General features: G+C 68.0%; 12 protein-coding genes. 7 read left to right on the forward strand and 5 right to left on the reverse strand.

The window, feature by feature from the left end; translation table 11 throughout:
- Window positions 1–49: 49 nt before the first annotated feature.
- Together AR539_RS13910 and AR539_RS13915 are read left to right on the forward strand one after the other, a co-directional pair.
- A complete protein-coding gene (locus tag AR539_RS13910; protein ID WP_442854413.1) occupies window positions 50–769 on the forward strand; it encodes a TetR family transcriptional regulator in 720 nt (239 codons plus the stop codon).
- On the forward strand, window positions 766–2,958 hold the full coding sequence (locus AR539_RS13915; protein WP_066438008.1) for an acyl-CoA dehydrogenase family protein: 2,193 nt from the start codon (window positions 766–768) through the stop codon (window positions 2,956–2,958). Before AR539_RS13910 ends, AR539_RS13915 begins: the two co-directional genes overlap by 4 nt.
- Window positions 2,959–3,046: 88 nt before the next feature.
- Here AR539_RS13915 and glgA read toward each other — a convergent pair whose 3' ends face one another.
- Window positions 3,047–4,252, reverse strand: a complete 1,206-nt coding sequence (gene glgA, locus AR539_RS13920; RefSeq protein WP_066438012.1) for a glycogen synthase — start codon at window positions 4,250–4,252, stop codon at window positions 3,047–3,049.
- Between the two features lie 102 nt (window positions 4,253–4,354).
- Here glgA and glgC point away from each other — a divergent pair, with 102 nt between their 5' ends.
- From glgC to AR539_RS13935, 3 genes are all read left to right on the forward strand, one after another.
- Window positions 4,355–5,764, forward strand: a complete 1,410-nt coding sequence (gene glgC, locus AR539_RS13925) for a glucose-1-phosphate adenylyltransferase (RefSeq protein WP_066438015.1) — start codon at window positions 4,355–4,357, stop codon at window positions 5,762–5,764.
- 70 nt (window positions 5,765–5,834) lie between these two features.
- Window positions 5,835–7,298 carry an SDR family oxidoreductase gene (locus AR539_RS13930; protein ID WP_066438018.1) on the forward strand — a complete coding sequence of 488 codons (1,464 nt, stop codon included), beginning with the start codon at window positions 5,835–5,837 and terminating at the stop codon, window positions 7,296–7,298.
- Between the two features lie 85 nt (window positions 7,299–7,383).
- Window positions 7,384–7,854 carry a pyridoxamine 5'-phosphate oxidase family protein gene (locus tag AR539_RS13935; RefSeq protein ID WP_066438019.1) on the forward strand — a complete coding sequence of 157 codons (471 nt, stop codon included), beginning with the start codon at window positions 7,384–7,386 and terminating at the stop codon, window positions 7,852–7,854.
- Window positions 7,855–7,890: 36 nt separating this feature from the next.
- Here AR539_RS13935 and AR539_RS13940 read toward each other — a convergent pair whose 3' ends face one another.
- Window positions 7,891–8,379 carry a universal stress protein gene (locus AR539_RS13940; protein WP_066438022.1) on the reverse strand — a complete coding sequence of 163 codons (489 nt, stop codon included), beginning with the start codon at window positions 8,377–8,379 and terminating at the stop codon, window positions 7,891–7,893.
- 387 nt (window positions 8,380–8,766) lie between these two features.
- Between AR539_RS13940 and AR539_RS13945 the strand changes: the two genes are divergently transcribed.
- Complete coding sequence (locus AR539_RS13945; RefSeq protein ID WP_066438025.1) at window positions 8,767–9,495, forward strand: response regulator; 729 nt, start codon at window positions 8,767–8,769, stop codon at window positions 9,493–9,495.
- Window positions 9,496–9,517: 22 nt separating this feature from the next.
- Here AR539_RS13945 and AR539_RS13950 read toward each other — a convergent pair whose 3' ends face one another.
- Window positions 9,518–11,215, reverse strand: a complete 1,698-nt coding sequence (locus tag AR539_RS13950; protein WP_066438029.1) for a GAF domain-containing sensor histidine kinase — start codon at window positions 11,213–11,215, stop codon at window positions 9,518–9,520.
- 169 nt (window positions 11,216–11,384) lie between these two features.
- Here AR539_RS13950 and AR539_RS13955 point away from each other — a divergent pair, with 169 nt between their 5' ends.
- Window positions 11,385–11,873, forward strand: a complete 489-nt coding sequence (locus AR539_RS13955; protein ID WP_066438032.1) for a pyridoxamine 5'-phosphate oxidase family protein — start codon at window positions 11,385–11,387, stop codon at window positions 11,871–11,873.
- A 20-nt stretch (window positions 11,874–11,893) separates the two neighbouring features.
- Here the strand turns inward: AR539_RS13955 and AR539_RS13960 are convergent, their stop codons facing one another.
- A complete protein-coding gene (locus AR539_RS13960) occupies window positions 11,894–12,745 on the reverse strand; it encodes a transglutaminase family protein (protein WP_066438034.1) in 852 nt (283 codons plus the stop codon).
- Entirely contained in the window at window positions 12,742–13,668 is a 927-nt protein-coding gene (locus AR539_RS13965; protein ID WP_024366688.1) for an alpha-E domain-containing protein, read from the reverse strand. The genes AR539_RS13960 and AR539_RS13965 overlap by 4 nt, the downstream gene beginning before the upstream one ends.
- Window positions 13,669–13,702: the final 34 nt, after the last annotated feature.

Raw genomic sequence — 13,702 nt, forward strand, 5'->3', positions numbered from 1 at the left:
CCTTCCCGGCGGACCCGCGGCCGACGCCGCCGGCACTCCTGCCGGCAGTGTGGACGGCCGCGCCTCCCGCTGGCAGTCGCACCGCGAAGAGCGGCGCCGGGAACTCATTAAGTCGGCCCGGAAAGCCGTGCATGCGCTCGGCAGCGATGCCTCGATGGAGGAGATCGCCGCCGCCGCGGGCACGTCCAAGTCCGTGTTCTACCGTTACTTCGGGGACAAAGCCGGGCTGCAGCAGGCCGTCGGCGAAGTGGTGCTGAGCCAGATGCAGCGCCGCATCCAGGAAGCCGCCCAGGGCGCCCAGACCCCCCGCGAGGGCCTGTTCGCGATGGTGTCCGCTTACCTGCAGATGGCCGAAACCAGCCCGAACGTCTACACCTTCGTGACGCGCTACACCCCCGGTGACGCCGGCGCCGCCAACAGCACCATCGCCACCGCGGGAGCCCTGGGCCACTTCTTTGCCGCGATCAGCGACATGATTGCCCGGCCCATGCACAGCCACCTTGGCGACTCCGCCGGCCGGGAAGCGGCCATCGGATACTGGCCCAACGCGGCCATCGGCCTGGTCCGGAACGCCGGCGAACAATGGCTCGCCAGCCCGCCGTCGCCCGCCAAGCCCGACCAGGAGGCCATGGCCCGCCAGATCACCGACTGGCTCTGCCTCGGCATCGCGCCCGCGCTCCGGTCCGGCCCCAACACCGCCGCTCCAGCACCCACACCAGCACCGACATCAGCACCGACCTTGTCAGAACCAAAGAAGGAATCGACATGACCGAACTGGCAGACCGCCCCGCGGGCGCCGAACGCACCACCGCAGCCCAGGCCACGGCCGGCCGCACCACCCCAGGCACGGCGCCGGCCCCCGCTGCAGGTCCGTCGGCCCCCGGCGTTGACGTCGCCGCACTGGGCGAGCTGCTGCTGGGAAAGTGGGCAGACATCCGCCGTGCCTCCCGGGAACTTGCCGGCCAGCCGGAACTGCACAAGACCGAGGGCCTCACCCACACCGAACACCGCCGGCGCGTGTTCGGCCAGCTGAAGATCCTCGTGGACAACGGGGCGGTGCACCGCGCGTTCCCCGTGTCAGTCGGCGGCGCCGACGAGCACGGCGGCAACGTGGCCGGCTTCCAGGAGCTGGTCATCGCCGACCCCTCACTGCAGATCAAAGCCGGTGTGCAGTGGGGCCTCTTCGGCTCCGCCGTGAACCACCTCGGCACCGAGGAGCACCACGCCAAGTGGCTGCCCGGCATCATGAGCCTGGACATCCCCGGCTGCTTCGCCATGACCGAGACCGGGCACGGCTCCGACGTCGCCAGCATCGCCACGACCGCCACGTACGATCCCGCCACCGAGGAATTCGTGGTGCACACGCCCTTCCGTGCGGCGTGGAAGGACTACATCGGCAACGCGGCCGTCGACGGCCTGGCCGCCGTCGTCTTCGCCCAGCTGATCACCAATGGCGTCAACCACGGCGTCCACGCGTTCTACATGGACCTCCGGAACCCGGAGACGAAAGAGTTCCTGCCCGGCATCGGCGGCGAGGACGACGGCGTCAAGGGCGGCCTGAACGGGATCGACAACGGCCGGCTGCACTTCACCCACGTCCGGATCCCGCGCACCAACCTGCTCAACCGCTACGGCAACGTCGACGCCGACGGCACCTACACCTCCCCCATCGCCAGCCCGGGCCGGCGCTTCTTCACCATGCTGGGCACGCTGGTGCAGGGCCGGGTCTCCCTGGACGGCGCCGCCGTCACGGCCTCGAAGCTTGCGCTCAAGACGGCCATCCAGTACGCCACGGAACGCCGCCAGTTCAACGCGTCCTCGCAGACCGACGAGGAGGTGCTGCTGGACTACCAGCGGCACCAGCGCCGGCTGTTCACCCGGCTGGCCACGACGTACGCCGCCGGCTTCGCCAGCGAACAGCTGCTGCAGAAGTTCGACGACGTCTTCTCCGGCCGCGCCGACACGGACGAGGACCGCCAGGACCTGGAAACCCTCGCGGCGGCGCTCAAGCCGCTGAGCACCTGGCACGCCCTGGACACCCTGCAGGAATGCCGCGAAGCCTGCGGCGGCGCCGGCTTCCTGATCGAGAACCGGTTCGCGTCGCTGCGGGCGGACCTGGACGTCTACGCCACCTTCGAAGGCGACAACACGGTCCTCCTCCAGCTGGTGGCCAAGCGGCTGCTGGCCGACTACGCCAAGGAGTTCCGCACCGTGAACTTCGGCGTGCTGGCCCGCTACGTCGTGGGCCAGGCCACCGACGCCGCCATCCACCGGACCGGCCTGCGCGGCGTGGCGCAGTTCATGGCTGACTCCGGTTCGGTGCAGAAAGCCGCCATCGCCATCAAGGACGAGGCCAGCCAGCGTGCGCTCCTGACGGACCGGGTGCAGACCATGGTCGCCGAGGTCGGGTCCGCCCTCAAGGGCGCCAACAAGCTGCCGCAGCACCAGGGCGCGGATCTGTTCAACCAGCACCAGAACGAGCTCATCGAAGCCGCCCAGGCGCACGCCGAGCTGCTGCAGTGGGAGGCCTTCACCGAGGCGCTGGGCCAGGTCACGGATCCCGGCACCAAGAAGGTCCTCACGTGGCTGCGCGACCTCTTCGGTCTTTCCCTGATCGAGGCCAACCTGTCCTGGTACCTGATGAACGGCCGGCTGTCCATGCAGCGGGCCCGGACGCTGGGTGACTACATTAACCGGCTCCTGGTCAAGATCCGCCCGCATGCCCTCGATCTGGTAGACGCCTTCGGGTTTGGCCCCGAGCACCTCCGGGCGAACATCGCCACGGGCGCCGAGAAGGTCCGCCAGGACGAGGCCCGGGAGTACTTCCGGCAGCAGCGCGCCAGCGGCGACGCCCCGGTGGATGAGAAGATCCTGCTCGCCCGCAAGGGCCACGGAACCAAGACTCAGGGAACTAAGACTCACGGTACCAAGACTCAGGTAACGGCAACGCGCGGCTGATCCCGCCCGGGACACCACGACGGCGCCGCCCCCGGTGAAATTCACCGGAGGCGGCGCCGTCGTCGTCGTTTGTCCTGCTAAGAAGGGGTCAGGAACCCGCGGGGAGCACCGACCGGTAGACCTCAAGGGTGGTTTCCGTGATGGATTCCCAGGAGAAGTGCTCCTCTGCCCGGCGGCGTCCGGCCTGGCCCATGGCGCGGGCCCGCTCAGGATCGGAGACCACCTCGGTGAGTGCCGCGGCGAACTCCGAGACGAACTTTTCCGGGTCCAGCGGTGTGCCGGTCCCGTCCGTGACCTGTTCGATGTCGACCAGCAGGCCGGTCTCGCCGTGCTGCACCACCTCGGGGATCCCGCCGGTGGCGCTGGCCACGACGGCGGCGCCGCAGGCCATGGCTTCGAGGTTGACGATGCCGAGGGGTTCGTAGATGGACGGGCAGGCGAAGGCCGTGGCGTGGCTGAGGACCTGGATGAGTTCGTTCCGCGGCAGCATGCGCTCCACCAGGACCACGCCGCCGCGCTGGGCCTGCAGGCCCTCGATGAGGACGGCGGTTTCGGCGGCCAGCTCGGGGGTGTCTGCCGCGCCGAGGCACAGGACCAGCTGGACGTCCGCCGGGAGTTTGGCGGCGGCGCGCAGCAGGTACGGCACACCCTTCTGCCGGGTGTTGCGGCCCACGAAGACCACGCTGGGCCGGGACGGATCAATCCCCAGGCCGCGGACGACGTCGTCGCCCTCGTCCCGGTTCCACAGGCTCACGTCGATGCCGTTGTGCACCACCTTGACCTTGGCCGGATCCACCTCGGGGTAGCTGCGCAGGATGTCCTGGCGCATGCCCTCGGACACGGCAATGATGGCGGCTGCCGCCTCGTACGCGGTCTTTTCCACCCAGGAGGACAGGGCGTAGCCGCCCCCGAGCTGCTCGGCCTTCCACGGGCGCAGCGGTTCCAGGCTGTGGGCGCTGAGCACGTGCGGGATGCCGTGAAGCAGCGAGGCGATGTGCCCGGCCATGTTGGCGTACCACGTGTGGGAGTGCACCAGGTCGGCGCCGGCGATGTCCGGGACGATCCGCAGGTCCACGCCCAGGGTCTGCACGGCGGCGTTCGCGCCGGCCAGGTCCTCGGGCACGGCATAGGAGGTCACTGACGCGCCGTGATAGCCGGGTTCCCGGGGCGCACCAAAGGCCCGGACCTGGAGATCGACGTGCTGGGCCAGAACGCGGCTGAGCTCGGCCACGTGGACCCCGGCGCCGCCGTAGATTTCGGGCGGGAATTCTTTGGTCACAATGTCTATACGCACAAACCCCAAGGTAGTCGTTACGGTGGAACTGATCTAGTGTGAAGACGTTCGGGCGTGCCGGACTGTTTTGGGGAAGTACAACGGCGTTCAGGAGCGTTCACCATGCCGAATAGGAAAGTTTTGGCCATCGTCCTCGCAGGCGGCGAGGGAAACCGGCTTATGCCGCTGACGGCGGACCGGGCCAAGCCCGGCGTGCCGTTTGCCGGCAGTTACCGGCTTATCGACTTCGCGCTGTCCAACCTGGTCAATTCGCGCTACCTGCAGATCGTGGTCCTGACGCAGTACAAGTCGCACAGCCTGGACCGCCACATTTCCGAAACGTGGCGCATGTCCACCCAGCTGGGCAACTACATCGCCTCCGTGCCCGCGCAGCAGCGTGTGGGCAAGAGCTGGTTCCTCGGCAGCGCCAATGCCATCTACCAGTCCCTGAACCTGATCCATGACGCCAACCCGGACATCGTCGTCGTCGTGGGCGCGGACCACGTCTACCGGATGGACTTTGCCCAGATGGTGGACCAGCACATCGCAAGCGGCGCCAAGGCCACTGTCGCGGCGGTCCGCCAGCCGCTGAACATGGCAGACCAGTTCGGTGTCATCGAGGTGGACCCGAACAACCCGGAGAAGATTGCCGCCTTCGTCGAGAAGCCGTCCTCCACCCCGGGACTGGCCGCCGACCCCACCCAGTTCCTCGCGTCCATGGGAAATTACGTCTTCAACGCCGACGCCCTGGTGGAGGCCCTGCACGTCGATGCCGAACGGCTCGACACCAAGCACGACATGGGCGGCGACATCATCCCCTACTTCGTCGACAAGGGCGAGGCCGGGGTCTACGACTTCACGCTGAACGAGATCCCCGGCTCCACGGAACGCGACCGCACCTACTGGCGCGACGTGGGCACCATCGACTCGTTCTATGACGCGCACATGGACCTCATCTCGCCGGTGCCGGTGTTCAACCTGTACAACTCCGAGTGGCCGATTTACACCCGGCAGAGCATTTCCCCGCCGGCCAAGTTCGTCCGCGGCGAGAAGAACACGGTGGGAACGGCCCTGGATTCGATCGTCGCCAGCGGCGTGGTGATCTCCGGCGGCATCGTGGAAGGCTCCGTCCTCTCCAACGACGTCTACGTGGGCACCTCCAGCCGCGTGCTGGACTCCGTCCTCATGGACAAGGTGACCATCGGTGCAGGCGCCGTGGTCAAGCGCGCCATCATCGACAAGAACGTCAAGGTCCCGGCGGGCGCGGCGATCGGCCTCGACTCCGAACTGGACCGGGCCCGCGGCTTCAAGGTCACCGATTCGGGCATCACCGTCCTGTCCAAGGGACAGGTGGTCCCGGAACCCGGCGAGCAGGAGCGTGCCCTGTCAGCCGCCAACCTGATCCTGGTACCGGATGCGGTGCGTGCCGCCACCGAGAACTGGCCCGCCCTGCGCGAGTCCGTGGACAAGGTGGCGGAAGTGCAGGCGGCCGCCGTCGGCGTGACCGGACAGCAGTCTTCCAGCGCCACGTAGCCCTTCCGGCAGCTCTGGGAGCCCGGCGGCAGCGTCCGCCGGGCTCCCTGCAGGCTGTAAAATTGACGGAATGAGCTCCCCCGATCTGCCGTCCGATCTGACCGCCGAGGAAATCCAGACCTGCCTCAAGGTCCTGGACAGCATCCACCTCTACGACGAGGAGCACCCGGACTACCTCTCGGTCCGCCGCGCCACCGGCAAGATGTTCAAAGCCGTCAAGCGGCACCGCCGGGTCAGCAAGCGCGACCTGATCGCCGAGGCTGACCGTGCCGTGATCGCCCAGACCGCGACGGCAGCCCCGGACCGGATCGACGATGAAACCCGCGGGAACAAACTGGCCCCGTCCACCACCGGGAGCATCGCCGGGCACCTGATCAGGTCCAGGCCCTGCTACATCTGCAAACAGCACTACACCCAGGTGGATGCCTTCTACCACCAGCTGTGCCCGGAATGCGCGGCTTTCAGCCACAGCAAGCGCGACGCCACGACGGACCTCACCGGCCGCCGGGCCCTCCTCACCGGCGGGCGGGCAAAGATCGGCATGTACATCGCCCTGCGCCTGCTCCGCGACGGCGCGCACACCACCATCACCACACGCTTCCCCAAGGACGCCGCCCGGCGGTTCGGGGCCATGGAGGACAGCGGCGAGTGGCTGCACCGGCTGCGGATTGTCGGCATCGACCTGCGTGACCCCTCCCAGGTGATGGCGCTGACCGATTCCCTGGACGCGGCGGGACCGCTCGACATCATCATCAACAACGCGGCCCAGACCGTGCGCCGCTCCGGCAACGCCTACAAGCCCCTGGTCGACGCCGAGGACGAGCCCCTGCCCGCGGCCCTGCAGGCGGCCAACGGCGGCCCGGAACTGGTCACCTTCGGCCACGCCCACGACAAGCACCCGCTGGCGCTGGCGAGCAGCGTCCTGGACCACCCGGTGCTGGCCGGCGACGCCATCACGTCCCTGGCGCTGTCCACCGGCTCGGCTTCCCTGGAGCGCATTGCCGCCGGTACTGCCATCGACGCCGGCGGCTTGGTCCCGGACCTCGCGGCCATCAACAGCTGGACCCAGGTGGTGGACGAGGTGGACCCCCTGGAGATGCTCGAAGTCCAACTCTGCAACGTCACGGCACCGTTCCTCCTGGTCAGCCGCCTCCGGGGCGCCATGAAGCGCTCCACGGCGCGGCGCAAGTACATCGTGAACGTCAGCGCCATGGAAGGCCAGTTCTCCCGCGCATACAAGGGCCCCGGCCACCCGCACACCAACATGGCCAAAGCGGCGCTGAACATGATGACCAGGACCAGCGCCCAGGAGATGCTGGACGCCGACGGCATCCTCATGACCGCCGTCGACACCGGCTGGATCACCGATGAGCGGCCGCACCACACGAAGGTCCGCCTCATGGAGGAAGGTTTCCACGCTCCCCTGGACCTTGTGGACGGGGCAGCCCGGGTCTACGACCCGATTGTGATGGGCGAGGCCGGCGAGGACCAGTACGGCGTCTTCCTGAAGGACTACAAGCCGAGCCCCTGGTAGACGGCGGCCAGCACAGGCGGCCGGCGCGGGCCAGGGGTCTTATGGCCCTAATGGGGCACCGGGACTCTCCGTAACGTGGGTCCACATGAACACAGAGACTACGCCTGCGCCCGATTTCGGACTGTCCCTTGACCAGTGCTGGGTATTGCTGGACACCGAAGTCGTGGGGCGGATCGCCCTGATCATCGACGGGCATCCCGAGATTTTTCCGGTGAACTTCGTGCTGGACCGCCGCTCCATCGTGTTCCGCACCGCCGGCGGCTCCAAGCTGTGGGCCGCCATGACAGCGAAGCCCGTGGCATTCGAAATCGACGGATACGACTCCCATGAACAGGCGGCCTGGAGCGTGGTGGCCCGCGGCGAGGTGCAGCTGATCGAGAGCCAGGAGGAGAAGGAAGCCGTCGACGCGCGGCTGCTGGAGCCGTGGCAGCCGGGCGACAAGGACTTCTACGTGCGGCTGGCGCCCAAGGCCCTGACCGGGCGCCGCTTCAAGGTCATCAAGCCGGACCTGTGGAGCACCCGCCTCGCCGACCCGCGGCGGGCGTCCTTCGAGTAGGCGGCGCCGGGCCCTCGGGCCGCCCCGTCGCGGTGCCTAGTCGGCCTTCGCTGTCTTCTGTTCCGCCTTCTTCGGTTCCGCGTTCTTTGCTTCCGGGGAATGGACCACCAGCACGGGGCAGTGCGCGTGGGCCACCAGCGCCGAGCTCACGGATCCGATCAGCATCCCGCCGAAGCCCCCGTGCCCGCGGCGTCCCACCACCAGCAGGTCGGCGTCCCGGCTGGCCTCGATCAGGGTGTGCCGGGGGTGGCCCTGCACGAGCCGCGTTTCGACGTTGGCCGGAGTTTCCGCCCCGAAGGCCTTCTCCACTGTCTCCTGCAGGATCTCGCCGGCGCGGACGTCAAAGTCGTCAATGCCCATGGCAATGTACCCGTCGTAGACCGGGGGGACGTCCCAGCTGGCCAGCGCCACCAGCGTGGCCGCGAGCGGTTTGGCAAGGTTCTGGGCCTGGCGCAAGGCCTCAACCGACGCCTCGGAACCGTCGACTCCCACCACGATTGTCCGGATGTCACTGGCTTCGGTCATTGCAGATCCCTTCGTTGGAGAGCTGGCGTTGGAGAGCTGGCTATGGACAGCTGACATTGGACAGCTGGCGCGTCCAGCCTACATTGGTCGGCCGTCCGCGGTCCCTGCTAGGGCCAAAAGTCATGGGCCCGGCAAGCGTGGCAACCCGGCGGGACCAAGGACCCTTGCCCTCGCCTTCCGCGGGGAGAAAAATGGCAGTCGCCGGGAATGCACAACAGCCCCGGCGGGGGAACGGAAAAAAGATTCCTGACGACGGCGGCACGGGCAACAGCGACAGCGGGACCCGCGTCGGCGACAATGGATACAGCAGGCCCGCAGGCCCGGTCTGCGGAACGGGCTGGGGAGCCGCACGACACACGGCAGCGCAAGCCGCCGGACGGGAGAATCATGATTGCCTGGTCAGACGCAGGTCTCGGCGCACCCGACGGGGAAAAGTCCGTCATCCGCGTCTTTATCCTCGACGACCACGAGCTGGTCAGGCGCGGCCTGCAGGAGCTCCTCGAGGGTGAGGGTTTCCAGGTCGTCGGCAGCTCCGGCTCCGCCGTCGAGGCCACCCGCCGCATACCGGCCCTCCATCCCGACGTCTGCGTCCTCGACGCCCGGCTCCCGGACGGGACCGGAATCGAGGTCTGCCGCGACGTGCGATCGATCGACCCGTCACTGAACTGCATCATCCTGACCAGCTTCGACGACGAACAGGCCCTCCGCGGCGCCGTGCTGGCGGGCGCCAGCGGCTACGTCCTGAAGGAAATCGGGGGCACGGACCTGATCGGGGCGCTGCGCCGGGCCGCCGCGGGCGAATCGCTGTTCGAGGACGGGGTCGCGGCGGGCATCGTGGAAAGCCTCGTGGAGACCGACGAAGTGGACCCCCGCACGGCGTCCCTGACACCCCAGGAACGCCGGGTGCTGGAACTGGTGGGCGGCGGACTGACCAACCGCCAGATCGCCGCGGAAATGTTCCTGGCCGAGAAGACCGTCAAGAACTACGTCTCCTCGCTGCTGGCCAAGCTGGGCTTCGAACGGCGCACCCAGGCCGCAGTTTTTATTGCCGGCCCGGCGGCGCCGGCACAGCCCGCCGGCCACCCCGAGGCATCCCGCTCACACAGCGTCCGCTAGCTGTTCTGCCCATGCAGGTCAGCTAGAGCGGCACCGACCACTCAAGGCTGGTTCCGGCCTCCGGGGCGCTGGTGATGATGCATTCGCCGTCGAGCATCCGCGCGCGGTCTTCAAGGTTGGCCAGGCCCCGGCGCTTTTCGGGTTCGTCGAAGCCGGCGCCGTTGTCCGTGATGACCACGGTGACCCTGCCCTTTATCACGCCCACCGACACGGAAATGGCATCAGCGCCGGAATGCCGGATGGCGTTGCTGAGGCCCTCCGACACGACCGCCACCACATTGTCCGCCTTGTCCGGGGTGACGGCGTCCACCGGGCCGGTAATGGTCAGCCGCGGGGTGAAGGGCATGGACTTCGCCGAACTGCGGGTCACCCGCCGGATCCGTCCGCTGAGCAGCTCCGTTTCCCCGCTGCTGCTCTTGAGTGAGTAGATGGTGTCCCGGAGGCTGCGGATCGCCTCGTCCAGCTCGCCGGTGATGGTGCGGATGCGTTCGGTGGCGAGTTCGTCCTTCGTGAAACGGGTCAGGCTCTGCACGCTCAGCCCGGCCGCGAACAACCGCTGGATGACCAGGTCATGGAGGTCGCGGGCAATCCGGTCCCGGTCCGTGAACACCAGGAGCTCTTCGCGGAGCCGGTGCACGCGGGACAGTTCCAGGGCCAGGGCGACATGCGACCCGAACACGGCGCCCATCTCTATGTCCGTCCGGGCGAAAGGCAGTGCCTCGCGGTCCCGGAGCAGCAGCAGGAGCCCGTGGTGCGCGCCCTGGGTGCTGAGCGCCACGGCCAGCAGGGGGCCGGCTGCGCCGCAGTCGGCGTCGCCGATCACGGCGGAGGCATCCTCGAGGACTACAGGTTCGCCGCCGTCAAGGACGCTTTCGAGCAGCGGCGAATCAAGGGCCAGCGTGCGCCCCGAGAACGAGGCGGCGTCCTTGCCGGCGACGCCGGCAACAATGTGGCTGGCACCGCCTGTGGCCGGTGCCACCAGCAGCGCCAGCCGGGATCCCGATTCCTGCAGCGCGCGGCTGGCAACCGGATCCAGTCCCCCCGAGGTGTAGTCGCGGTCGCTGCCAAGGACCAGGCCGGAGACGTCCATGCAGGCCTCCAGCCAGCGGGCCCGGCGCCGGGCATCGTCGTAGAGGCGGGCGTTCTCGATCGCCACGCCCGCGGCGGCCGCCAGCGCCACCGCCAGGCCTTCGTCCTCGGCCGTGAAGTCAGTGCCGTCTTCCTTTTCCGTCAGGTACAGATTGCCAAAGACGACGTCGCGGACCCGCACCGGAACGCCGAGGAAGGACTTCATGGGCGGGTGGTTCGCCGGGAAGCCGAACGACTCGGGATGCTCGCGCAGGTCGTGCAGTCGGAGGGGGCGCGGCTCGGAAATCAGCAGGCCCAGCACGCCGTGGCCTGTAGGCAACGGGCCGATGCGGTGGGCGAGTTCCTGGTCGATGCCGACGGTAATGAAGTGGCTGAGGGCGAGGTTGTCGCCGATGACGCCCAGGGCGCCGTAGCGGGCATGGAGAAGGCGGCAGGCGGACTGCACCACGCGCTCCAGGACAGCGTCCAGGCTGAGGTCCTCGGCAACAGCGACCACAGCTTCGAGCAGGCCGGCCATCCGTTCCTGTGACTGGAGCAGTTCCTCGGCCCTGGACACGAAACCCTTCAGCACGCCATCTATCATGGGCTGCGGCTCCGTGGTGTAGTCCGGATCTCCCCCAAGTGTCTGCATGCTTAAGGCCCCAATTCACTACAACGGACACAACGATCGTCGGCGCTGACGATTGTGAAGCCAGAATACCCCGTCGCGGGCCCAAAGGCCCGGGGCAGGCATAGTAATCCCGTCGATTGTGACCTTTTCCCCTACCTCGCGGGCGGGCTCCTGGCGTACGCTCGAGGCCATGAGCGATGATGCGAACCAGGGCAAACACCAGCAGGCCTACGAAGTTGAGACCCTTGACCACCACGAATGCTGGCGGCTTTTACGCGGCGTTTCCGTGGGCAGGCTCGCGGTCTGGGTGGATGACCATCCCGACATCTTCCCCATCAACTACAAGGTGGACCACGGAACGCTGGTGTTTCGCACGGCCGATGGCACCAAGCTGCAGTCCGCCACCGGCGACACCCCCGTGGCCCTCGAAGCCGACGGGGTCGACGCGGACAGCGGCATTGCCTGGAGCGTGGTCATCAAGGGCCAGGCGGCCCCCGTGCAGAACCAGCAGGAAGTGCTCGACACCGTGGGCCTCCTCCTCTTCCCCTGGCAGGCAGGCAAGAAGGAACACTTCGTCCGGATCACTCCGGACACCGTGACGGGACGCCGGTTCAAGGTGGTCCCGCCGCTGACGTGGTGGACGCCGCTGGACGACGCCACCCGTTCCGGGTTCGAGTAGGACCGGCCCGGCCCCGCGCGTCAGGCGAGCCGGGTGATCTCCACGGTCACATTGAGGGAGGAACCGCCCCCGCCGGAGAGGATGCCCTTCAGCGGGGGCACATCACGGTAATCCCGGCCCCGCGCCACGGTCACGTGGAAGTCACCGGCCGGCTTGTGGTTGGTGGGGTCCCAGCTGCGCCATTCCCCGTCCCACCATTCCAGCCACGCGTGCGACTGGCCCGCGACCGTCTCGCCGATGTCCGCCGACGAGCGCGGGTGCAGGTAACCGGAGACGTAGCGGGCCGGGATGCCGCGGCTGCGGAGGGCGGCGATGGCGAGGTGCGCCAGGTCCTGGCAGACGCCCTGGCGCTGGTTCCAGGCCTGCTCGGCGTTGGTGGTGACGCCGGTAGAGCCCTTCATGTAGGTCATCTCGCCGCGCATCCACTCAAAGATGGCCATGGCGGCGTCGTGCGGGTTTTTGCCCTCGACGACGCCGGGAACGATTGCGAGGACTTCGGCGCCCGGCCCGGTGAGCTGCGACTGCGGGATCCAGTCGCTGAACCTGTTGAGCGTCTCCGGGGCCGCCAGGACATCCCAGCCCACAATGTCCGACTCCGCCGGGATGCGTTCCACCCGGTGGACCTCCACCGTGGTGGTGGACAGGACTTCCAGGTGCTCGTGCGGCATCTGCATGTCAAAAGCCGTGACCCGGGTGCCCCAGTAGTCGCGGTAGCTGCTCAGCGCGGCCTGGGACGGGGAGACCTTCAGCGAGGACTCCAGCACCACCTGCTGGGGATCCGTCAGCGGCGTCATGCGCGCCTCGTTGTAGGACAGCGTGACCCGCTTGTTGTACTTGTACGCGGTCTTGTGCGTGATGCTCAGCCGGGTCATGAAACTTCTCCCACCCAGGCCAGTTCGTCTGCCTGATTGAAGTACTTACGGGAAATGGCGTCCGACGCCTGCGAGACGGCCTTCTGCACGCGCTCCATGTGCTCCGGCAGTTCGGACATCAGGTCGTCGGTGCGGTGGAACTCGAGGAATGTGCGGGCCTGGCCCACGATCCGGCGGGCGTCATTGATGAAGCCGACGCGCTGCGCCGAGGGATCCAGCTTGGCGAGGCACTCGTCGGCGTCGCGCAGCGCGTACACGATGGAGCGCGGGAACAGCCGGTCCAGCAGCAGGAACTCGGCGGCGTGCTGGTCGCCGAAAGCCGCGCGGCGGGTCCGCAGGAACGACTCGTAGGCGCCGGCGCAGCGGAGCATGTTCACCCAGGACATGCCCGCGGATAGCACGTCGCGGGTGGACAGCATCCGCGCGGTCATGTCGGCGCGTTCCAGCGAGCGGCCCAGGACCAGGAACTGCCAGCTCTCGTCGTGGCTCACGGTGGTGTCCGCGAGGCCGCTGACCATGGCCGTGCGTTCCAGGACCCAGTTGCAGAAACGGTAAGTGCCCACCACGTCCTTGCGGTGCTGGTTGAGCCCGTAGTACGTGGTGTTCAGGCTTTCCCAGAGCCCGGAGGACACAGTCTCCCGGGCCCGGCGGGCGTTCTCCCGCGCAGCGCCGAGGGAACCGGCGATGGACGTTGCGCTCTGCTTGTCGTACGCGAGGGCATTGAGCAGTTCGGGCAGGCCGAAGTCCTCGCTCTGTGCGCGGGCGCCCATGACGGCCAGGAGTTCCTGCGCCACGCTGCGCTGCTCCTCCATGGGCAGGTGGTTGAGCCGCTCCAGGTGGACGTCAAGGATCCGGGCGGTGCCGTCGGCCCGCTCCACGTAGCGGCCGATCCAAAACAGTGATTCGGCGATCCGGCTAAGCATTCGCGGTTACCTCCAGCGCATGGGAAATCTGAAC

Source organism: Arthrobacter sp. EPSL27 (assembly GCF_001512305.1).
Taxonomy (GTDB): domain Bacteria; phylum Actinomycetota; class Actinomycetes; order Actinomycetales; family Micrococcaceae; genus Arthrobacter.

Excerpts from the sequence above, each read along its gene's own strand:
- AR539_RS13955 (WP_066438032.1), top strand. The coding sequence starts at position 11,385 with ATGAGCGATGATGCGAACCAGGGCAAACACCAGCAGGCCTACGAAGTT.
- AR539_RS13960 (WP_066438034.1), bottom strand. The coding sequence starts at position 12,745 with ATGACCCGGCTGAGCATCACGCACAAGACCGCGTACAAGTACAACAAG.
- AR539_RS13930 (WP_066438018.1), top strand. The coding sequence starts at position 5,835 with ATGAGCTCCCCCGATCTGCCGTCCGATCTGACCGCCGAGGAAATCCAG.
- AR539_RS13935 (WP_066438019.1), top strand. The coding sequence starts at position 7,384 with ATGAACACAGAGACTACGCCTGCGCCCGATTTCGGACTGTCCCTTGAC.
- AR539_RS13945 (WP_066438025.1), top strand. The coding sequence starts at position 8,767 with ATGATTGCCTGGTCAGACGCAGGTCTCGGCGCACCCGACGGGGAAAAG.
- AR539_RS13965 (WP_024366688.1), bottom strand. The coding sequence starts at position 13,668 with ATGCTTAGCCGGATCGCCGAATCACTGTTTTGGATCGGCCGCTACGTG.
- AR539_RS13950 (WP_066438029.1), bottom strand. The coding sequence starts at position 11,215 with ATGCAGACACTTGGGGGAGATCCGGACTACACCACGGAGCCGCAGCCC.
- AR539_RS13940 (WP_066438022.1), bottom strand. The coding sequence starts at position 8,379 with ATGACCGAAGCCAGTGACATCCGGACAATCGTGGTGGGAGTCGACGGT.
- AR539_RS13915 (WP_066438008.1), top strand. The coding sequence starts at position 766 with ATGACCGAACTGGCAGACCGCCCCGCGGGCGCCGAACGCACCACCGCA.
- glgC (WP_066438015.1), top strand. The coding sequence starts at position 4,355 with ATGCCGAATAGGAAAGTTTTGGCCATCGTCCTCGCAGGCGGCGAGGGA.